17 protein-coding genes are annotated in these 20,152 nt (G+C 75.4%); 9 read left to right on the forward strand and 8 right to left on the reverse strand.

The window, feature by feature from the left end; all coding sequences use genetic code 11:
* The first annotated feature begins 43 nt into the window (after nucleotides 1–43).
* Complete coding sequence (locus BTM25_RS27320) at nucleotides 44–1,075, forward strand: fatty acid desaturase family protein (protein WP_103566244.1); 1,032 nt, start codon at nucleotides 44–46, stop codon at nucleotides 1,073–1,075.
* A gap of 29 nt (nucleotides 1,076–1,104) precedes the next feature.
* Nucleotides 1,105–1,914 carry an Fpg/Nei family DNA glycosylase gene (locus tag BTM25_RS27325; protein WP_103566246.1) on the forward strand — a complete coding sequence of 270 codons (810 nt, stop codon included), beginning with the start codon at nucleotides 1,105–1,107 and terminating at the stop codon, nucleotides 1,912–1,914.
* A 6-nt stretch (nucleotides 1,915–1,920) separates the two neighbouring features.
* On the opposite strand, the gene BTM25_RS27330 is transcribed toward BTM25_RS27325, so the two are convergent.
* From BTM25_RS27330 to BTM25_RS27340, 3 genes are all read right to left on the reverse strand, one after another.
* Nucleotides 1,921–3,141: an isochorismate synthase gene (locus BTM25_RS27330; RefSeq protein ID WP_205648300.1), complete on the reverse strand. Its 1,221-nt coding sequence runs from the start codon at nucleotides 3,139–3,141 to the stop codon at nucleotides 1,921–1,923.
* 95 nt (nucleotides 3,142–3,236) lie between these two features.
* Complete coding sequence (locus BTM25_RS27335) at nucleotides 3,237–3,827, reverse strand: biotin transporter BioY (RefSeq protein WP_103566251.1); 591 nt, start codon at nucleotides 3,825–3,827, stop codon at nucleotides 3,237–3,239.
* A 103-nt stretch (nucleotides 3,828–3,930) separates the two neighbouring features.
* Nucleotides 3,931–4,608, reverse strand: a complete 678-nt coding sequence (locus BTM25_RS27340; protein ID WP_103566254.1) for a spermidine synthase family protein — start codon at nucleotides 4,606–4,608, stop codon at nucleotides 3,931–3,933.
* Nucleotides 4,609–4,683: 75 nt separating this feature from the next.
* Between BTM25_RS27340 and BTM25_RS27345 the strand changes: the two genes are divergently transcribed.
* Nucleotides 4,684–5,514 carry an SDR family NAD(P)-dependent oxidoreductase gene (locus BTM25_RS27345; RefSeq protein ID WP_103566255.1) on the forward strand — a complete coding sequence of 277 codons (831 nt, stop codon included), beginning with the start codon at nucleotides 4,684–4,686 and terminating at the stop codon, nucleotides 5,512–5,514.
* Between the two features lie 3 nt (nucleotides 5,515–5,517).
* On the opposite strand, the gene BTM25_RS27350 is transcribed toward BTM25_RS27345, so the two are convergent.
* Nucleotides 5,518–6,255, reverse strand: a complete 738-nt coding sequence (locus BTM25_RS27350; protein WP_103566258.1) for a ZIP family metal transporter — start codon at nucleotides 6,253–6,255, stop codon at nucleotides 5,518–5,520.
* 108 nt (nucleotides 6,256–6,363) lie between these two features.
* On the opposite strand from BTM25_RS27350, the gene BTM25_RS27355 reads away from it, so the two are divergent.
* The 3 genes from BTM25_RS27355 (at nucleotide 6,364) to BTM25_RS27365 (ending at nucleotide 10,097) form a co-directional block, all read left to right on the forward strand.
* Nucleotides 6,364–7,965: a glycoside hydrolase family 10 protein gene (locus tag BTM25_RS27355; RefSeq protein WP_103566262.1), complete on the forward strand. Its 1,602-nt coding sequence runs from the start codon at nucleotides 6,364–6,366 to the stop codon at nucleotides 7,963–7,965.
* A gap of 53 nt (nucleotides 7,966–8,018) precedes the next feature.
* The gene (locus BTM25_RS27360; protein WP_103566264.1) at nucleotides 8,019–8,219 is read left to right on the forward strand and encodes a DUF3040 domain-containing protein; all 201 of its coding nucleotides are present in this window, start codon (nucleotides 8,019–8,021) and stop codon (nucleotides 8,217–8,219) included.
* 372 nt (nucleotides 8,220–8,591) lie between these two features.
* The gene (locus BTM25_RS27365) at nucleotides 8,592–10,097 is read left to right on the forward strand and encodes an MFS transporter (RefSeq protein ID WP_103566267.1); all 1,506 of its coding nucleotides are present in this window, start codon (nucleotides 8,592–8,594) and stop codon (nucleotides 10,095–10,097) included.
* Nucleotides 10,098–10,104: 7 nt separating this feature from the next.
* Here BTM25_RS27365 and BTM25_RS29845 read toward each other — a convergent pair whose 3' ends face one another.
* Nucleotides 10,105–12,870 (reverse strand): hypothetical protein, encoded by a 2,766-nt coding sequence (locus tag BTM25_RS29845; protein ID WP_168212260.1) that lies wholly within the window; start codon nucleotides 12,868–12,870, stop codon nucleotides 10,105–10,107.
* A 344-nt stretch (nucleotides 12,871–13,214) separates the two neighbouring features.
* Here BTM25_RS29845 and BTM25_RS29850 point away from each other — a divergent pair, with 344 nt between their 5' ends.
* The 3 genes from BTM25_RS29850 (at nucleotide 13,215) to BTM25_RS27385 (ending at nucleotide 17,231) form a co-directional block, all read left to right on the forward strand.
* Nucleotides 13,215–14,231 (forward strand): hypothetical protein, encoded by a 1,017-nt coding sequence (locus tag BTM25_RS29850; RefSeq protein WP_168212261.1) that lies wholly within the window; start codon nucleotides 13,215–13,217, stop codon nucleotides 14,229–14,231.
* Between the two features lie 202 nt (nucleotides 14,232–14,433).
* A complete protein-coding gene (locus BTM25_RS27380; RefSeq protein ID WP_103566269.1) occupies nucleotides 14,434–15,405 on the forward strand; it encodes an acyl-CoA desaturase in 972 nt (323 codons plus the stop codon).
* A gap of 68 nt (nucleotides 15,406–15,473) precedes the next feature.
* Nucleotides 15,474–17,231: a fatty acyl-AMP ligase gene (locus tag BTM25_RS27385; RefSeq protein ID WP_103566272.1), complete on the forward strand. Its 1,758-nt coding sequence runs from the start codon at nucleotides 15,474–15,476 to the stop codon at nucleotides 17,229–17,231.
* A 161-nt stretch (nucleotides 17,232–17,392) separates the two neighbouring features.
* On the opposite strand, the gene BTM25_RS27390 is transcribed toward BTM25_RS27385, so the two are convergent.
* From BTM25_RS27390 to BTM25_RS27400, 3 genes are all read right to left on the reverse strand, one after another.
* Nucleotides 17,393–18,424 carry an alpha/beta hydrolase gene (locus BTM25_RS27390; RefSeq protein WP_103566273.1) on the reverse strand — a complete coding sequence of 344 codons (1,032 nt, stop codon included), beginning with the start codon at nucleotides 18,422–18,424 and terminating at the stop codon, nucleotides 17,393–17,395.
* Between the two features lie 212 nt (nucleotides 18,425–18,636).
* Nucleotides 18,637–19,233 carry a GNAT family N-acetyltransferase gene (locus tag BTM25_RS27395; RefSeq protein WP_103566276.1) on the reverse strand — a complete coding sequence of 199 codons (597 nt, stop codon included), beginning with the start codon at nucleotides 19,231–19,233 and terminating at the stop codon, nucleotides 18,637–18,639.
* Between the two features lie 110 nt (nucleotides 19,234–19,343).
* Nucleotides 19,344–20,144 (reverse strand): SDR family oxidoreductase, encoded by an 801-nt coding sequence (locus tag BTM25_RS27400; RefSeq protein ID WP_103566279.1) that lies wholly within the window; start codon nucleotides 20,142–20,144, stop codon nucleotides 19,344–19,346.
* Nucleotides 20,145–20,152 lie beyond the last annotated feature (8 nt).

Raw genomic sequence — 20,152 nt, forward strand, 5'->3', positions numbered from 1 at the left:
CCCTAGGTTCGTGGTGTCGGTTTCATGGACGTGGGAGGGTTTCATGACGGTTGTTCTGGATGGGACGCCGGAGCGGGTGGGCGGGTCGTTCGGTCCGTTGGTGCGGCGGGTGCGGGCGGCGGGGCTGCTGGAGCGGCGGCGTGGTTATTACGTGCGGTCGGTGGGGCTGAACGTGGCGGGGACGGTGGGGTTGTGGACGGGTGTGGGGTTGCTGGGGGCGGCGGGGGGCGGGGCGGCGTGGGGTGCGGTGGCGCTCGGTGTCCCGTTGGCGGTGGTGTCGGCGCGGACGGCTTTTCTGGGGCATGACGCGGGGCATCGGCAGATCGCGCGGTCGCCTCGGGTGAATCGTTTTCTGGGGTTGGTGTTCGGGAATTTGATGGTGGGGATGGGGCACGGGTGGTGGACGGATAAGCACAATCGTCACCATGCGAATCCGAATCATGTGGGGAAGGATCCGGATGTGGGCGAGGGCGTGCTGGCGTGGACGCGGGGTCAGGCGTCGGGGCGGCGTGGTGCGGGCGGTTGGCTGGTGCGGCATCAGGCGGGGTTGTTCTTCCCGCTGCTGTTGCTGGAGGGCGTGAACCTGAAGGTGGGGAGCGCGTTGTTCTTGCGGGGCCGTCCGCGCAGGCAGCGGTGGGTGGAGGGTGCGCTGCTGGTGGCGCATCTGGCGGCGTATGCGGGGTTGGTGTTCGGGTTGCTGCCGGTGGCGCAGGCGGTGGCGCTGGTGGCGGTGCACCAGGCGTTGTTCGGGTTGCATCTGGGGGCGTCGTTCGCGCACAACCACAAGGGGATGGAGATGCCGGGGGAGGGTGACCGGTGGGATCATCTGCGGCGGCAGGTGCTGACGTCGCGGAATGTGCGGGGCGGCCGGGTGGCGGATTATGTGTTCGGGGGGTTGAACTACCAGATCGAGCATCATCTGTTCCCGAGTGCGGCGCGGCCGAATCTGCGGCGGTTGCAGCCGTTGGTGCGGGAGCATTGTGCGCGGGAGGGCCTGCCGTACACGGAGGCGGGGGCGTTGGAGTCGTACCGGATCGCGCTCGGGCATCTGCGGTCGGTGGGCGCGGAGGGGTAGCGGGCCGGCGGGGCTTAGGGTTGCGGGTTATGCCTGAGGGTCACACTGTTCATCGTCTCGCCGCGGAGCATCGCCGGGTTTTCGGTGGTGGTCCGGTGGTGGCGGGGAGTCCGCAGGGGCGGTTCGCGGCGGGGGCGGCGTGGATCGACGGCCGGGTGCTGGTGGGTGCGGAGGCGCACGGGAAGCATTTGCTGGTGGGGTTCGAGGGTGAGCGGGTGTTGCACGTTCATCTGGGGATTTATGGGACGTACGGGTTCGGGGCGGTGCCGGCGCCGGAGCCGGTGGGGGCGGTGCGGTTGCGGTTGGCGGGGGCGGCGGGGTTCGCGGATCTGCGCGGGCCGAACGTGTGCGAGCTGCTGGAGCCGGGTGAGGTGAAGCGGTTGCGGGATCGGCTGGGTCCGGATCCGTTGCGGGCGGACGGGGACGCGCGGGAGGCGTTCGCGCGGGTGGCGCGGAGCCGGGTGCCGGTGGCGGCGTTGTTGATGGATCAGTCGGTGGTGGCGGGGCCGGGGAACATCTACCGGGCGGAGGTGCTGTTCCGGCAGGGGGTGTGTCCGGAGGTTCCGGGGCGGGAGCTGGGGTGGGAGCGGTGGTCGGCGTTGTGGGAGGACTTGGTGGTGTTGATGCGGGAGGGGGTGCGGACGGGGCGGATCGACACGGTGCGGGCGGAGCACATGCCGGAGGCGATGGGGCGTCCGCCGCGTGTGGATGATCATGGTGGTGAGGTGTACGTGTACCGGCGTGCGGGGTCGCCGTGCCTGGTGTGCGGGGCGGTGGTGGCGACGCGGGTGGTGGGGGGCCGGAATTTGTTCTGGTGCCCGGGGTGCCAGGCGGGGTAGTGCGAGTCAGCCTTCGAGGGCGTAGCGCATGGCGCGGAATTTGTTGTGGGCTTCGGCGAGTTCGTCGGCGGGGCGGGAGTCGGCGACGATGCCGCAGCCGGCGAAGAGGCGGGCGCGGTCGCCGTCGAGTTCGGCGCAGCGCAGGGCGATGCCCCATTCGCCGTCGCCGCGTGCGTCGATCCAGCCGACGGGGGCGGCGTAGCGGCCGCGGTCCATGTTCTCCAGGTCGGCGATGAGGTCGAGGGCGGTGGGGGTGGGGGTGCCGCCGACGGCGGGGGTGGGGTGGAGTGCGGCGACGACGTCGAGGACGGAGTGGTGGGCGGCGAGGTGGCCGCGGACGGGTGAGGCGAGGTGGAGGACGTTGGGGAGGGTGAGGATCTCGGGTGCGGCGGGGATGTGGAGGTCGTCGCAGAGGGGGGTGAGGGCCTGGCGGACCATTTCGATGGCGTAGGCGTGTTCGTGGTGGTCTTTGGCGGAGGTTCGGAGGGCGCGGGCGCGGTCGGGGTCTCCGGCGGGGGCGGTGCCGGCGAGGACGAGGGATTCGACGGTGCCGCCGGTGCGGCGGACGAGGAGTTCGGGGGTGGCGCCGACGAGTCCGTCGCAGGCGAAGGTGTAGCAGCCGGGGAAGCGGTCGGCGAGGCGGCGGAGCAGGACGCGGGGGTCGATGGGGGCGGTGGCGGTGGCGTGGAGGTCGCGGGCGAGGACGACTTTGCCGAGGTGGCCGGCGCGGATGCGGGTGACGGCGGTGGCGACGGCGTCCTGCCAGGTGGCGGCGGTGTGGGCGCCGTCGGTCCAGGTGAGGGGGCCGGGCGGGGCGGGGGGGCGCAGGAGGTCCAGGGGGCCGGGGTCGTCGCCGATGGTGGTGATCCAGGCGGTGCCGTCGCGGCGGCCGAGGACGCGGCGGGGGACGATGAGGGTGGTGCCGGGGGAGTCGGGGGTGAAGCCGAAGGTGCCGAAGGCGACGGGTCCGGTGCCGGGGAGGCGGAGGGGGTCGTGGACGTCGGCGCCGGCGAACAGGTCGCGCAGGAGGCGGTCGGCGGTGGTGAAGCGGTCGGTGCCGCCGGGGAGGGTGATGCGGGCGGCCTCGCCCCAGCCGATGATGCCCTGGCCGTGGCGGATCCAGGCGAGGGCCTGGGGGCCGGGGAGGTGGGCGACGAGGTCGCCGGGGTCGGCGACCGGTGCGGTGTGGACGGTGAGGTGGTCCGTGGTGGTCGCGGCGAGCTTCACGATCTCCACTGTACGGGAGTTTTGAACTCGTTCAAACGGTGGGGGCGGCCGGGAGTGCTGAGGCGTGCGCCACAGGCGGCGCATGCCGGCGGCCGTCAGCGGTGGGCGCCGAGGAGGCGCCAGGCGGCGGGGAGCAGCCCGGCCGCAAGGACGATCTTGAGGGCGTCGCCGGCGAGGAACGGCGTGAACCCGAGGTGGAGCGCGGTGCCGGGGCCGACGTGCAGGGACGCCATGAGGTAGGGCAGGCCGACGGCGTAGAGGATCGCGGTGCCGGCGAGCATGGTCGCGGCGGTGCGGGCGGGGGTGCGGTCGCCGCCGCGCCGGGCGAGGGCGCCGACGGCGGTGGCGGCGGCGACGAAGCCGAGGAGGTAGCCGAAGGTGGGGCTGTCGGTGCCGGACTGGCCGTCGGCGAACCAGGGGAGTCCGGCGATTCCGGCGAGCAGGTAGGTGAGCATGGCGAGGGCGGCGCGGGGGCCGCCGAGGGCGGCGCCGGTGAGCAGGACGGCGAAGGTCTGGCCGGTGACGGGGACGGGGGTGCCGGGGAGGGGGACGCTGATCTGGGCGGCGAGGCCGGTGAGGGCGGCGGCGGCCAGGACGAGCGCGGTGTCGCGGGCGAGGGCGCCGGGCGGGAGGTCGCCGAGGACGGTGCGGGGGCGGCGGGCGGCGGCGAGGTCGGCGGTGGTCACGGAGGCCCTCCAGACGTGTTTGTTCCTGTTCGCAACTTAGCGAACGGTATGTCCGGGGCGGGTGTGGCGGGGGTACAGGAAGCGGCGCGGATGTTTTGTGCGGTCAGGCGCTTCCGTGGGCGCGGGGGGTGCGGGCGAGGTAGACGACGTCGGGTTCGCCGCGCGGGACGGGGACGGTGCGGACGTCGACGTCGGCGAAGCGGGTGCGCAGCAGGGCGGTGAAGCCGGGGGCGTCGGCGGCGCTCCAGACGGCGAGGACGCCGCGGGGGGTGAGGCGGCGGGCGAGGCGGTCCAGGCCGGCGGGGGAGTAGAGGCGGGCGTTGCCGGGGGTGACGGTCCAGTGGGGTCCGTTGTCGATGTCGAGGCAGAGGGCGTCGTGGGTGCCGGGGTCGGTGTCGAGCCAGTCGAGGAGGTCGGTGAGGTGGAGGCGGACGCGGGGGTCGTCGAGGGCGCCGGCGGAGGCGGGGCGCAGGGGGCCGCGGTGCCAGGCGGCGACGGCGGGTTCGCGTTCGATGACGGTGATGGCGGTGAGGCGGGGGTCGGCGGCGGCCTCGGCGAGGGAGAACCCGACGCCGAGGCCGCCGATGACGATACTGGCGGGTGCGGTGAGGTGCTCGGTGGCGGCGCGGACGAGGAGGCGTTCGGAGGTGCCGTCGCGGGTGTCCATGAGGAACACGCCGTTGCTGATGATCTCGTGGTGGGGCCCGGTGCGGCGCAGGACGAGTTCGCCGCCGGTGCCGGCGGCGCGGTCGACGACGAGGGGGCGCGGGTCCGGGTGCATGGGCGTCCACGGTAGCGGCGGGCGGGTGCGCGTGGGTCTGGGCAGGGCGGGGGCGGCGGGCTAGGGTGCGGGTCCATGTCGGACTTCTCCCCTTCGGATGGTGCGCCGGCCGGGCGCGGGGCGGACCGGGGCCTGCTGGCGGGCCGCCGGATCCTGGTGGTGGGCGCGGGGACGCGCCGCAGCGACGACCCGGACGCGCCGGTCGGGAACGGCCGCGCGATCGCGGTGGTCGCGGCGCGGGAGGGCGCCGAGGTGGCGTGCGCGGACGTGGACGAGGTCGCGGCGGCGGGGACGGCGAAGCGGATCACCGACACCGGCGGCGGCGCGCACGTGCTGGTGGGGGACGTCGGTGATCCGGGCGACGCGGCGCGGATGGTGGCGGACGCGGCGCTGCGCCTGGGCGGGCTGGACGGCGTGGTGGTGAACGCGGGGATCGGGACGGGGTACGGGCTGGCGGGGACGTCGGTGGCGGACTGGGACCGGGTGCTGGCGGTGAACCTGCGGGGTCCGTTCCTGGTGGCGCGGGAGGCGCTGCCGTTGCTGGGCGAGGGCGGGTCGGTGGTGTTCACGGGGTCGCTGGCGGGCGCGAAGCCGGGGAGCCGGTCGCCGTCCTACGACGCGTCCAAGGCGGGGCTGGAGGGGCTGGCGCGGCACGCGGCGGCCGAGGGCGCGCCGCGCGGGGTGCGGGTGAACGTGGTGGCGCCGGGGCTGATCGACACGGTGATGGGGCGGTCGGCGTCGGCGGGGAACGCCGACCGGGAGCGGTCGGCGAGGCTGATCCCGCTGGGCCGGCAGGGGACGGCGTGGGAGGTGGCCGAGGCGGTGGTGTTCCTTCTGTCGTCGCGGGCGTCGTACATCACCGGGCAGGTGATCGGTGTGGACGGCGGGCTGTCCACGCTGCGGTGAGGTTCAGTGGGCGTGGGCGGTGCCGACGATGAGCAGGACGGCGGCGACGCCGGCGCCGGTCGCGGCGAGCGTGGCGGCGCGGGGGTGCCCGGCGTGGGCCTCGGGGAGGATGTCGGCGGCGGCCAGGTAGAGCAGGACGCCGGACACGAACCCGAGGTAGGGGCGCAGGACGTGGCCGGGGACGGCGATGACGGTGGCGAGGGCGGCGCCGGCGACGGGCGCGAGCATCGCGGCGGCCAGGAACCGCGCGGCGCGGCGCCGGGCGGCGGGGCGGCGCAGGGACGCGAAGGTGACGGTGGTGAACCCGTCGGCGAAGTTGTGCGCGAAGATCGCGACGCAGACGAGCAGGCCGGTGGCGCCGGGTGCGCGCAGCGCGACGCCGATGGTGAGGCCGTCCAGGAAGGTGTGGGTGATGAGGGCGCCGGCGGCGACGCGCCCGGACGCGCCGGGGTGGCGGTGCGGGGCGTACTCGCCCTCGTGGGCGCGGTGCGCGGCGGTGAGCTGCTCGGCGACGTGCAGGGCGGCGAACCCGGCGGCGAACGCGATCATGGGGAGGGGGACGTGCAGGACGGCGGGCGCCCCGGCGGCCAGGGCCTCGGGGATGAGGTCGAAGGACACGACGCCGAGGACGATGCCGCCGGCGAGCCCGAGGACGAGGTGGCGGCGGTCGCGGGCGCGCAGCGCGAGCGTCCCGCCCGCCAGGATCATCGCCGCGGCCACCAGCGACAGCAGCACGGCCATGCCGGGGGTCCTACCCGCGTGCGGGCGGGGTTCCCCGCCGCCCCCTTCCATGATCGTTTTACGGTGTGCGGCGCGAGCACGGCCCCGGGTCGGTGACAATGGCTCGCTATGCGGCGACGGAAGCGATCTGGGGTCAGGGCGTTCACGGCGGGCGCGGCGGCGGCGGTCCTGCTGGCCGGCGCGGGCGGGTGCGGGTTCGGCGGCGGGGAGGGCGCGGCCGAGGCGGCGCGGGTCCCGGCGGCGGGCGCGTCGGCGGAGTGCCCGGCGGTGCCCGCGCCCGGCGACGGCCCGGCGCGGCAGGTCCGCGCGATGTGGATCACGACGGTCGGCGGCGCGGACTGGCCCGCGGGGGCCCGCACGGTGAAGGCCCAGCAGGACCGGTACCGCAAACTGCTGGACACCGCGCGCGCGATGCGGTTCAACACGGTGTTCGTGCAGATCCGCCCGGACGGCGACGCGTTCTACCCCTCGCCGTACGAGCCGTGGTCGCAGTGGATCACCGGGACGGCCGGGAAGGACCCGGGCTGGGACGTGCTGGGGTTCATGGTGAAGGAGGCCCACGCCCGGGACCTCGAGTTCCACGCCTGGTTCAACCCCTACCGGGTCGCCAACGACCCGGACCGCTCCAAGCTCGCCCCCTCCAGCCCCGCCCGCGCGCACCCCGACTGGGTCCACGCCTACGGCGACGGCCTGTGGTACGACCCTGGGCTGCCGCAGGTCCGCGACCTGGCCACCCGCGCGGTCATGGACGTCGTCGCCAAGTACGACATCGACGGCGTCCACTTCGACGACTACTTCTACCCCTATCCCGAGGACGGGAAGGACTACCCCGACCAGGCCGCGTACAAGGCCTACGGGCACGGGACGGGGAAGGCGGCGTGGCGGCGGCAGAACGTGGATGCGCTCGTGCGGGACCTGGACGCCCGCATCCACCGCGCCAAGCCGTGGCTGCGGTTCGGGATCAGCCCGTTCGGGGTGTGGCGCAACGCCTCCACCGACCCCGGCGGGTCCAGGACGAGCGCGCTGCAGAGCTACGACGACCAGTACGCCGACACCCGCCGCTGGGTGAAGGAGGGCTGGCTCGACTACGTCACCCCGCAGCTCTACTGGCCGATCGGGGACCCGCGCGCCGACTACCGCACCCTGGTCGAGTGGTGGGCGGACCTGGTGCGCGGCACCGACGTGCAGCTCACCATCGGGCAGGCCGCGTACCGCGTCGGGGAGGGCGGCGCGTGGCGGCGCGCGGGGGAGCTGTCGCGGCACCTGGCGCTCAACGCCCGCTACCCGCAGGTCCGCGGGGACGTGTTCTTCAGCGCCGCCGACGTCGCCGCCAACCGCGCCGGGTTCGCCGCCAAGCTGCGCGCCGACCACTACGGGCGCCCCGCGCTGCTGCCCCCCGCGCCCGGTGGCGCCGCGCCGCCCGGCGTCCGCGCCGTGACGGCCGTCCCCGCCGAGGGGCCGGGGGTGCGGGTGCAGTGGCGGACGCAGGAGTCGGCCGCGTCCTACGCGGTGTACCGGGTGGACGGGACGGGGCCGGCGTGCGCGCCCGTCCGCCCCGACCGGCTGCTGGCTTCGGTGCGCGGCGGCGGGGTCCTGGACGCCACCGCCGCGCCCGGCCGGACCTACACCTACTACGTCACCGCGCTGGACCGCGGCCACCACGAGAGCGCCCCCGCGCGGGCCGCGACCGCGACCGCCGCCCACGGCTAATGATCTTGGAAGCGGGGGAAGAATACGGCACCACGTCCCCCGGAGGTTGAAGCATGGCGCTGTCGATGGAGGAGCGGCGGCTCCTCGCCGAGATCGAGGTCCGGCTGACCGCGGACGACCCGCGGCTCGCGGTCCGCATGACCAGGCTCGGCCGGGACCGGCGGCGGCGGATCCGCCTCATCACCGCCGTCGCGATCGTCGCCGTGGCCGCCGCGGCGGCGCTCGCCGGCGCGCTGCTCGCCGCGTTCGGCTGACCGCGTCCGGCCGGCCGGCACCCGACCGGCACCGCCCGGAAAACCTGAGGAGAAACGAAAGAACGGGCTCCGGCGAGACGGAAGTCTCGCCGGAGCCCGTAGCGTCCGGAGGCCGGTGCGGACGGTCGCCTCACGGCGAAAGGCACAACGAGGCTCCTGCCCGGAAAAGATCCGGCGGTATTCCCCGAAGGCTGTGAATAGAGCCCGGGGGACACGGTGCCGCACCGGCCGTCTCCACTCTAACCGCTCCCGCGCCCCGCCGTGACCGCCCGCGCCCGTGCCAGGGTGCGGCCGGGTGCGGGGCCGGGGTTCGTCAAGTGCGGTTTGGGCGGGCCCGCCGCGCAGCACGCCGAAGAACGGAGGACTCACACCATGACCGACGGCAGAAGCGACGCCGAGACCGGCGCCTCGACCGGCGACCGTCCGGGCCGCGCCCGGCTGGCGTCCCCGGCGGGCCGCCGCGTGCTCACCGCCACCGTCCTCGGCTCGGGCGTGGCGTTCCTGGACGGCTCGGTCGTCAACGTCGCGCTGCCCGCCATCGGCCGGGGCCTGGGCGGCGGCCTCACCGTCCTGCAGTGGGTCCTGGACGGCTACCTGCTCACCCTCAGCGCCCTGCTGCTGTTCGGCGGCGCCCTCGGCGACCGGCACGGGCACCGCCGGGTGTTCACCGCCGGGCTCGTCCTGTTCACCGCCGCGTCGCTGGCGTGCGGGCTCGCGCCCGGCCCCGCCGCGCTCATCGCCGCGCGCCTGGTGCAGGGCGCGGGCGGGGCGCTGCTGGTCCCCGGCAGCCTCGCCATGATCGACGCGATCATCGACGAACGCGACCGCGGCGCCGCCGTCGGCCGCTGGGCCGCGCTGTCGGGCGTCGCCGCCGCCCTCGGCCCGTTCGCCGGGGGATGGCTGGTGGACGTCGCGTCGTGGCGGTGGGTGTTCCTGGTCAACGTGCCGCTCGCCGCGCTCACCCTCGCCGCGCTGCGCCGCGTCCCCGAGACCCGCTCGGCCCGCCCCGGCCGCCTGGACTACGCGGGCGCGGCCACCGTCACCGCCGGGCTCGGCGGGACCGTGTACGCGCTCATCGAGATCCCCGCGCACGGCTGGACGGCCCCCGCCGTCGTCCTGGCCGTGGCGGGCGTCGCGGCGCTGGCCGCGTTCCCCTTCGCCGAGCGCCGCTCCCGCGACCCGCTGCTGCCGCTGGGGATGCTGCGGTCCCGGCAGTTCGTCGGCGTCAACCTCACCACCCTCGCCGTGTACTCCGCGCTCGGCGGCGCCCTGTTCCTGCTGACGCTGCAGTTGCAGAACTCCCTCGGGTACTCCGCGCTGCGCGCCGGGACCGCGACGCTCCCCATGACGGTGATCATGATGGTGCTGTCGGGGCGGGCCGGGGCGCTCGCGCAGCGCACCGGCGCCCGCCCCCTCATGACGGCCGGGCCGCTCGTCGCGGGCGCCGGCGTCGCGCTGCTGGCCCTGGCCCGGCCCGGCGCGTCCTACCTCACCGGCGTCCTGCCCGGCGTCGTGGTGTTCGGGCTCGGGATGGCCGCGACCGTCGCGCCGCTCACCGCGACCGTCCTCGCGTCGGTGGACGAGGACCACGTCGGCGCCGCGTCCGGCACCAACAACGCCGTGTCGCGGCTGGCGTCGCTGCTGGCCGTCGCGGTCCTGCCGTCCGCCGCCGGGATCGGCGCCCACGGCGCCGCCGGGCCGCTCGGCGCCGGGTACTCCCGCGCCATGCTCATCGCCGCCGCCGTCTGCGCCCTCGGCGGGCCCGTCGCGTTCCTCACCGTCCGCAGGTCCGTGCGCGTCCACCGGCACATGCCCGCCGGGCTCCACCACTCCTGCCAGGACCCCGGCACCCGCGAACCCGCACCCGAGCGGACCTGAGCCCGGGTCAGGACAGTTCGGCGGCGATGCCCTCGAAGTCCTCGCCCGCCAGCACCAGCGTCCCCGTGCTCCCGATCGCCTGCGTCGCCTCGGCCCGCCCGAGCTGCCGCGTCGCCGCCCGGTCCAGGTACGTCTCGATCAGCCGCGCGCCCGTCAGCCGACCCCGGCCGCGCAGCAGCGGCATCTCCCGCCGCACCACCCGCCACGCGTCCGCGCCCAGCCGCAGCCGCCGCTCCTCGGCCAGCAGCCCCAGCAGCCCCTCCCGCACCGCCGGGACCGACAGGTCCGGCAGCCGCACCGCCCGCAGGTCCGTCAGCAGCTCCGGCGACGCCGCCGACAGCTCCCCGACCCGGTCGGGCGCGCACGTCGCCAGCAGCGCCGTGTCGCTCACGCCCTCCAGCCGCGCCCGGTAGATCGTCGTCGCGTACTGGCGGCCCTCGGGATGGTCCAGGATCAGGTCGTCCAGGCCGTCCAGCAGCAGCGCGTGGCCCGCGTGCGCGTCCAGCGCCGCCCGCAGCCCGTCCGGGCCGCCGTCGCGCAGGTCCTCGGCGTGCACCGTGCGGACCTCGCCCGAGGACACCTCCACCTCCGCCAGCGCCCGCGCCACCATCCGCGCCAGCCGCCGCTGCCCCGACGACGGCGCCCCGATCAGCAGCAGCGCCGGCACCGACGCGCTCGACACCTCCTGCCCCCGCAGCCGCGCCGCCCACTTCCCCCGGCGCCGCGCCTCGGTCACCACCCGCTCCACGTCGTCGGCGCCGCACAGGAACCGGATCCCGTACGCCTCGGCGACCCGCGGGCCCGGCTCCTCCCGCGCCGCCTGCGGCGGCGGAGGCGGCGCCTCCGACACCGGAGCGGGCGGCGGCGGCAGCTCCTGCCCGCCCGGACGCGCGTCCAGCCGCGGATCCAGCCGCGGGTCGAGCTGCGTCCGGTACGGATCGGAGTCCAGCTGCGTGCCCGCCGCGCGGTCGGCCGCGCCCGGCCCGTCCGGCCACACCGGCGGCGACCCCGCAGGCAGGCCCGCCGGCAGGCCCGCCGGCAGACCGGGCGGAGGGCCGGGCGGGGGAGCGGACGGCGGGGCCTGCGCCCCGCCCTGCTCCTGCGCGGGCGGCCCGGCGTGCGCGTCGCCGGAGTCCGGCGCGGCGTCCTCGCCGGGACGCGGACCCGGCGGCGCCACCGGCGGCGCGGCGGGAGGCGCGGCCGGGGGAGCGGCGGGCGGGGGCAGCGGGGAGCGCGCCTGCGGCGACGCCGGGCCCGCCGACGGCCGCCCCTGCTCCCCGTCCGGGGGCCCGGGCGCGACGGGCGCGTCCGGCGCGGGACGGCCCGCCGCCAGATGCGCCCGCGCCGCCGAGATGATGTCCCACGCGCTCAGCTCGTCGGTCGAGGGCGGCGAGTAGTTCGCCGGGCTCGTCAGCTCCGCCGCGACCGCCTGCGGCACCGCGAACCCCGTCGCCGGCGGCGGGACCTGCGCCAGCCGGCACCACGTCAGCCCGATCCCGTACGTCGTGGCCAGCAGCGCCGCCAGCACCCCCGCGTCACCCGACCGCAGCGCCTCGGGCAGCCGCCCGTCGCGCGGCCACAGCGTCCGCAGCGGATGCGCCGGATCGGCCAGCACCGCCTGCAGCGTCCGCGCCGAGTCCGGGTCCAGCCACCGCTGCAGCGCCGGGAGCGCGCCCGGCGCCGCCTGCAGATCGGCCGCCAGCACCGCCAGGCCCGCGTGCCGCACCCGGTCGTGCCCCCGCCCCTGCCCGCCCGGGCCGGCCGGGGCCGCGCCCGCCGGGGCCGGCGGCACCGCGCCGAGCTCGGCGACGATCTGCTGCAGGTCGTACAGGGCCAGGCGCAGGTACTCGCCGGGCGCGGTGTCGCGCAGCAGCGGCGTCGCGAACTCCGCCGGGCACCGCCGCCGCCACTCCTGCACGATCGCCTGCGGCCCGTACCGGACGGTCGCCAGATCCTGCTGGACGTACTGCAGGGACGCGCCCGTCACCGCCGCGAGCGCGTCGGCGCCCGGCCGGAACCGCTCGTCGCCCTGCAACCCCGTCGCGACCTCGTACATCACCCGCGCGACGTGCGCGGCGCCCGGCCCGTCGCCCGCGCCGAGCCGGTGGACGTAGTAGCCCGCCAGCGTCGAGAAGTCCGGCGGCATCATCCAGTGCAGCCGCTCGGCCGGGGTCGTCAGGTAGTAGGTGAACGACTCGATCAGCGGATGCTCGGTCAGCGCGACCGGCGCGCCCGCGCACCACAGCAGCGCGCCCCACGCCGCCGCGACCGTGCTCGGCGTCCCCGCCTGGAACATCGGGTCCTGCTGGGCGAACTGCGCCGGGTTCACCGCCAGCGCCGTCGTCAGCGCCTGCGAGATCCGCGCGACGACGCCGGTGTCGGGGAGCGGGCCGAGGAACCCCAGCGACGCCATCCGCCCCGTCGACAGGTCCGGGCCCGTCGGGTAGAGCTGCGGCGGCACCGGCGGCGTCCCCGCGCCGCGCGGCGCCGGGACCGCGACGGCCCGGTCGGCGGGGTCGGGCGGCGGCGGGCACGGATGCCACGTCCCGTCCAGCCCGCACCGGTACCAGCGGCCCCACGCCCCGAACAGCCACCACTCGCCCGCGCCCCACAGCATCCGCGCCGCGATCTGCTCGCTGCGCTGCTGCGCCGCCGCGGTCTGCCACCACGGCGCCGCGACCAGCTCGCGGACGTTGGCCTCCACCGCGGCGAAGAGATCCCCCGGCCGCGCCGACGCTGCGCCGGGTCCCGTCCCGGCCCCCTGCCCGTTCACCCCGCGAATAGTAGTCCTCCCGGGCTGACGCGCCGCATCCCCGCACATACCGGCGAGTACCCGCCCGGGGCGCCCTAGCGGTGGAGGCGGCGCACCGCGGCCGACGCGCACGCCCGCGCCATGATCCTCGCCGCGCGCCAGGGCGCCGGGGAGGCCCTCGCCGAGATACCCGCCGACGTCCGCGCCGCCGCCAAGGCCGTCTTCGTCCTTCTCCGGACACGGCCTCGGCGCCGCCGGAGCCGGGGGCGGTGACGCGCGCCACGCCCCCTGAGGGGCGCCCGCCCGCAAATTGAGTGCCGAGGCGCCCGCCGCGCTTCCTAGACTCCATGACTGCGGAGGCAATCATGGACACCCCCACCCTGCTCACCCACCTGCAGACCCATGACCGGCCGCTGACCCTTCCCCGGGGCGGCGGCCCCCGGTGGGACGACGCCGCCCTGCACGCCGCCGCCCGCGCCGCCGCACCCGAGCCCTACGCCCTGCTCGGCCTGGCGCCCGGCGTCCACCCCTGGCAGCGCGCCCGCGTCCTGCTCCAGCTCCTCACCGCCTCCCAGGCCGGCCTGGACGACCCCGCCCGCGCCACCCTCGCCGCCGCCGCGCACCTGCTCGCCCGCGCCGCGCCGCCCGGCCACGTCATCACCGCCCTGCTCGCCCTGCGGCGGCTGCGCGCCAACCACAAGCACACCACCCGCGCCGTCCTGCGGTTCGTCCTGGAGCACCCCGACGCCGACGCGCTCATCGCCGCCCGCCGCGCCGCCCTCGCCGACTGCTTCGAGCACGCCCTCGGCACCGCCACCGCCCGCGGCTGCGCCCGCCGCGTCGCCGCCGGCGACACCGGGTCGGACTACCTGCGGCGCCGCCTCCTGCGCTTCCTCGCCGACCCCGCCGCCGCGCTCCCGCGCGTCACCGCCCTCTACACCGAACCCGGCCCGCCCGCCGGAGCGGTCCCGCTGCCCGGCGCGGCGCCGGTCCCGCTGGACGGGCCCGTCATCGCCCCGCCCTTCGACGGCGCCGTCGCGCTCATGCTGCCCGCCGGTCCCGAGCCGCCGCACGTCCGCGCCCTGCGGACCGCCCTGGCCGCCGCCTGCCCCCGCCTGCGCGTCCACCACGGCCCCGCCGACGGCGACGACGGCGCCGTGCGCTGCGGCGGCGGCGAACGCGCCCTGCGCGGCCCCGCCGACGCCGACGCGCTCGTCCCCTGGATCATCGCCCACGCCCCCGGCGGCCCCGGCTGGCTCCACCGCGCCCTGCGCGCCCGCCTCCCCGGCCCCCCGCCCGACGGAGCCCCGGACGAAGCCTCCGACGGCGCCTCCGACGGCGGACGGGCCGTCCTGACCCGCCCGCGGCGCCCGCCACCGTAGGGAACAGGCGCGTCATTTGTCACCTGACTTCACAACGGACGCCGCAAGTGGTGTCCCTGATGCGAAGACCGTCCCGCGACAGTGACCGTACGGTCGTGCCCTATATATGCGGCGGAGTCACGACCGGACCCCTCTTCCACCGCCGGGCACCGGACGCCGCACCGCTGACGCAGGAACGCGTACGAACGCCGAAGGAGCCCTCATGACCGCGGGTGTCGCCGATGTGGGGCGCAGAGCCCCGCTGCCGGACATCGCTCCCAAGCCCGTCCCCATGATCGAACGCATCAGCGTCGTGGTGTTCGTCGTGGCCCCCATCGTCGGCGTCGCCGCCGCCGTCCCGTTCGCCTGGGGCTGGGGCATCGGCTGGACCGACGTCGCGATCTTCGCGTTCCTCTACCCCTTCAACGCGCTCGGCATCACCGTCGGCTACCACCGCTACTTCACCCACCAGGGCTTCAAGGCCAAGCGCTGGCTGAAGATCGCGCTGGCCGTCCTCGGCGGGCAGGCGTGGCAGGGCTCGGTGATCTTCTGGGTGTCCGACCACCGCCGCCACCACAAGTACTCCGACCGCGACGGCGACCCCCACTCCCCGTGGGCGTTCGGGCCCGGCGTGTGGGGCCTCACCAAGGGCCTGTTCCACGCCCACATGGGCTGGCTGTTCCGCAAGACCCGCACCTCCCGCACCAAGTACGCGCCCGACCTGCTGAAGGACCCCGACCTGCGGTTCCTCGGACGCAACGAGATCTACGTCCTCATCGCCGCCAGCACCCTGCTGGTCCCGATGGGCCTCGGCGCGCTGCTCACCTGGTCCTGGCACGGCGCCCTCACCGCCCTGTTCTGGGCCGGGATCCTGCGCGTCTTCGCCGGCGACCACGTCACCTTCTCCATCAACTCGATCTGCCACGTCTTCGGCAAGAAGCCGTTCAAGACCCGCGACGAGTCCCGCAACGTGTGGTGGCTGGCCATCCCGTCCTTCGGCGAGTCCTGGCACAACCTGCACCACGCCGACCCGACCTGCGCGCGGCACGGCGTCCTGAAGGGCCAGGTCGACATCAGCGCCCGCACCATCTGGCTGTTCGAGAAGCTCGGCTGGGTCTGGGACGTCCGCTGGCCCGACGCCGACCGGCTCGCCGCCCGCCGCGCCCAGCCCGACCCCGAACCCGCCGCCGCCTGACGCCCGGGCCGACGCCCGGCGTCGGGCGCCGGCCCGACCACCCCGTCCCTCCACTGGAGCGCCCCCTCATGACCACCCTCAAGGAACTCGACCGCACCCCCCTCGTCCAGCGCCTCGCCAAGTGGGCGCAGCTCTACCCCGACGACCGCGCCTACACCTACATGGACTACAGCGAGGACGTCGACGGCGTCGCCGTCGACATGACGTGGGGCGAGCTGGACCAGCGCGCCCGCGCGCTCGCCGCCACCCTGCGCCAGGTCACCGACCCCGGCCAGCGCGCCGCGCTGCTGGCCCCCCAGACCCTCGACTACATCATCGGGTTCCTCGGCTGCATGTACGCGCGGGTCGTCGCCGTCCCGCTGTTCTCCCCGGACCTGCCCGGCCACGCCGACCGGCTCCTGGCCGTGTACTCCGACTCCGAGCCCGAGACCGTCCTGACGATCACCTCCGCGCTCCCGCACGTCGAGGCGTTCTTCGACCAGAACACCGTCCCGCGGCCCAAGCAGATCATCACCGTCGACACCATCGACACGTCCCTCACCTTCGAGGACGAGCCGATCTCCCCCGACGACCTGGCCTACCTGCAGTACACCTCCGGGTCCACCCGCGTGCCCGCCGGCGTCATGCTCACCCACGGCAACCTCGCCGTGAACGCCGAGCAGTGCTGGGGCGTGTTCGACGGCATCCCGCGCGTGTCGACCGGCGTGAACTGGCTCCCGCTGTTCCACGACATGGGCCTGGTCACCGCCGTCGGCCTGCCCATCGCCTACGCCAGCCCCGCCGTCCTGATGGACCCCGTCGCGTTCATCATGCGGCCCATCCGCTGGCTGGAGCTGCTCAGCAAGCAGGGCCACGCGTTCACCTGCGCCCCCAACTTCGCCTACGAGTACCTGGCCACCAAGGTCAGCGACGAGGAGAAGGCCGGGCTGGACCTGTCGGGCGTCCAGGTGTTCATGAACGGCGCCGAGACCATCCGCGAGGAGAGCCTGCAGCGCTACCTCGACGCCTACAGCCCCTACGGGCTGCGGCCCGAGGTGCAGGTCCCCGCCTACGGGCTCGCCGAGGCCACCGTCTACGTGGCGTCCTCGTCCCGGTACGAGCTGCCGACCGTCCGCGCGTTCGACCGCGACGCCCTCAACGCCGGCGTGCTGGAGCCGTGCGACAAGGACGCCGAGCGCGCCAGCGTCCTGGTCGGCTGCGGGCAGCCCTACGGGCAGCTCGTCGCGATCGTCGACGCCGACACGGGCGAGCGCAAGCCCGACGGGCACATCGGCGAGATCTGGATCCACGGCCCCAACGTCACCGCCGGGTACTGGAACCGCCCCGAGGAGACCGCCCGCACCTTCGGCAACAAGCTCGCCGGCGAGCGCGGCGACCTGCCCGAGGGCCCGTGGCTGCGCTCGGGCGACCTCGGCGTCTGGTACGAGGGCGAGCTGTGGATCACCGGCCGCATCAAGGACCTCGTCATCATCGACGGCCGCAACCACTACCCGCAGGACCTGGAGTACACCGCGTTCCACGCCCACGAGGGCGTCCGCCGCGGGTACGCCGCCGCGTTCTCGGTGGACGGCGAGGAGGGCGAGGTCCTCATCATCGTCGCCGAGCGCAACCGCCGCGTCCCCATCAAGCGCCTCGACCCGGTCGCCGTGACCGACGCCGTCCGCGCCGCCGTGCAGCAGCACCACGACGTCCGCGTCCACGAGCTGGTCCTCATCGAGCCCGGCGGGCTCGTCCGCACCAGCAGCGGCAAGGTGTCGCACACCGCGACCCGCAAGGCCTACCTGGACGGCGCGCTGCCCGTCACCGACCTGAGCGCCGAGGGCTGACCCGCCCGGGACCCCGTGAACCCGCCCCCCAGGGGGCGGGGCGGCGGCCCGTCACCGCACGCCGAGGGGGCGCCGGTGACGGGCCGCCGCCCCTTCCGGGGCCGGAAACGTGAAAGGCGCCCGGCGGGACCTCCCGCCGGGCGCCTTTTTCCGCGCTCAGGTCACTGCACGGGGTCCGCGCCGATCGACTTCATCAGCGTCGGCCAGATGAAGGTCGCCTCGCGGATCCACGCCGGCCAGTTGTGCCGTCCGTCGCCGTAGATGTGCGCGGTGTAGGGGACCTTCGCCTCGTCCAGCTTCTTCTGGAACTCCTTGTTGTCCGAGCCGATCGCGATCTCGCTCAGCAGGCCGATGTCCCACGGCGCCACGTTCGGGTCGCCCGGGCCCGGACGGCCCGTCGTCCCCGACGAGAAGAAGATGCCCGTCCCGCGCAGCTTGTCCACCAGCGACGCCGGGTCGTGGGCCTTCCAGTTCGCGTCGTCGGCCCACGGGATGCCCCAGATCGCGTACGGGTCCTGGCCGTTGCCCGCGTTGGTGAACATCAGCATCGCCGGCATCCCCGGCGACCGCATCGACAGCGTCCCGCTCAGCGACGCCACGTACTTGAAAATCCCCTGGTGCCGCGCCGCGTAGCTCATCGCGCCCTGCGCGCCCGAGGAGTTCCCGATCGCCGCCGCGACCGAACTGGCCCCGTAGTTGCGCTCGACCAGCTCGCGGACCTCGGTGGTGTGGAACGTCTCCCACTTGGGAGTGCCGCCCTTGCCGTAGTTGTACCAGTCGGTGTACGAGCCGTTCTCGCCCTCCGGCATCACGACCAGGACGTTGTACTTGCGCGCCCAGTCCTCGATGTCGGTGTTCTTCGTCCAGGACGTGTAGTTGTCCTGGCCGCCGTGGAAGGCGTACAGCACCGGGTACTTCGTCGAGGAGCCCCGCGTCCAGCCCTTGGGCAGCAGCAGCCGCGTCTTCACCGACTTGCCGAGCGACGGCGAGGAGATCGTGATGTCGACCTCCCCGTCGGCGACCTGCTGCTCACCGGTGATCTTGGCGCCGGTGTCGGCGGCGGTGAAGCCCGCCGCCGACACCGGGACCACGGCCACGACGCCCGCACCGGCCGCCAGCGCGGCACCGACCGCCGACGCGGCCAGGGAACGGCGCCACCGCACGCGGGGTCTGACGGTTACGGAGAGGGTCATGACACTCCCAGGGGGCCTGCGAAGACGAAAGAAGCGGCCGGCACCGGCCGCGCGACTAGTGCGCCGAGTGTCGCGGAACCGTCCAAGACGATCTATGGGTCCGGGTGACAAGAAAAACGGGCCGTCCTGTGCCATGGTGAGTCCGCCGGCCGCGCCCGCGACCGTGCGTCGCCGCCACGGCCCGCGCCGTCACGCTCCGCGCGCCCCGCAGGTCACTCGCCGACGGCCGCGCCCGCGTCGTGCGCGGGCTCGGGGCGCGCCTCCCACTCCCGCCGCAGCATCGCGTACACGACCTCGTCGCTCCACTCGCCCTTGACCAGCTCGTTCTCCCGCAGATGCGCCTCCCGGCGCATCCCGAGCCGCTCCAGCACCCGCGCCGACGCCTCGTTGCGGGCGTCGATGCGGCCCACGATCCGGTGCAGGCCGAGCTCCTCGAAGCCCAGCCGCAACCCCTCGGCCGCCGCCTCCGTCGCGTACCCGTGGCCGTGGAAGTCGGGGTTCAGGACGTAGCCGATCTCGCCCTGGCAGTGCGCGCGGCTGGACCACTGCAGGTTGACCTCGCCCATCAGCGCGCCGGAGTCGGCCGCGACGACCGCCGCGACCAGCCAGTCGCCCTCGCGCTCCAGCGTCGCCGCGTCCATCTTCTGCCGCAGGAACACCCGCGACTCCTCCAGCGTCCGCGGCTCCCACGCCAGGAACCGCGCCACCTCCGGCTGGGACTGGTAGGCGTACAGGCCCTCCAGGTCGCCGGGCTGGAACGGCCGCAGCAGCAGGCGCCGGGTACGGAGCGGGTATCGGGGGCGAAGCACACGACGATCCTAGGACGCGCGCCCCCGAACGCAACGGCGCGTTCGGAGAATTTCACATCGTACGGACGGCGACGGCCCCGTCACCACCCGTCACGGCCTGTCGCCGCGTGTCAGCCGCGCCCCACGAATGACGGCATCCCCGTCGCCAGCACCGACATGAACTGCACGTTCGCCTCCGGCGGCAGCTCCGCCATGTAAAGGACGCCCGCGACCGCGTTCGCCACGTCCATCACCGGCTCGGCGCGCACCGACCCGTCGGCCTGCAGCGTCCCCGCGCCGAACGGCCCCGTCATCTCCGTCGCGGCGTTCCCGATGTCGATCTGCCCGCACGCGATGCCGTGCGCGCGGCCCTCCAGCGACAGCGCCTTGGTCAGCCCCGTCACCGCGTGCTTGCTCGCGGTGTAGGCCACCGACCGGGGACGCGGCGTGTGCGCCGACAGCGACCCGTTGTTGATGATCCGGCCGCCGCGCGGGTCCTGGCCGCGCATCAGCGCGAACGCCGCCCGCGCGCACAGGAACGCGCCGGTCAGGTTCGTCGCGATGACGGCGTCCCACTCGGCGACCGGGAACTCCTCCACCGGCGCGGGCGCCCCGAACACGCCCGCGTTGTTGAACAGCAGGTCCAGCCGCCCGAACCGGCCGGCGACGGCGGCGAACAGCGCGTCCACCGACTCCGGGGACGTCACGTCCGCCGCGACCGTCAGGGCCCGGTCCGCCGCGCCGCCGCCCGCCGCGCGGGCGGTCGCCGCCAGCGGCTCCGCGCGGCGCCCCGCCAGCGCGACCCGCCAGCCGCGGGCCAGCAGCGCCGCCGCCACCCCGGCGCCGATGCCCGAGCCCGCGCCGGTCACCAGCGCCACCCGTCCCGCGTCCCGTCCCGCGCCGTCCACCGCGCCTCCCTTCGGCGCGATCATCGAACCAC

Source organism: Actinomadura rubteroloni, assembly GCF_002911665.1.
GTDB classification, from domain to species: Bacteria; Actinomycetota; Actinomycetes; order Streptosporangiales; family Streptosporangiaceae; genus Spirillospora; species Spirillospora rubteroloni.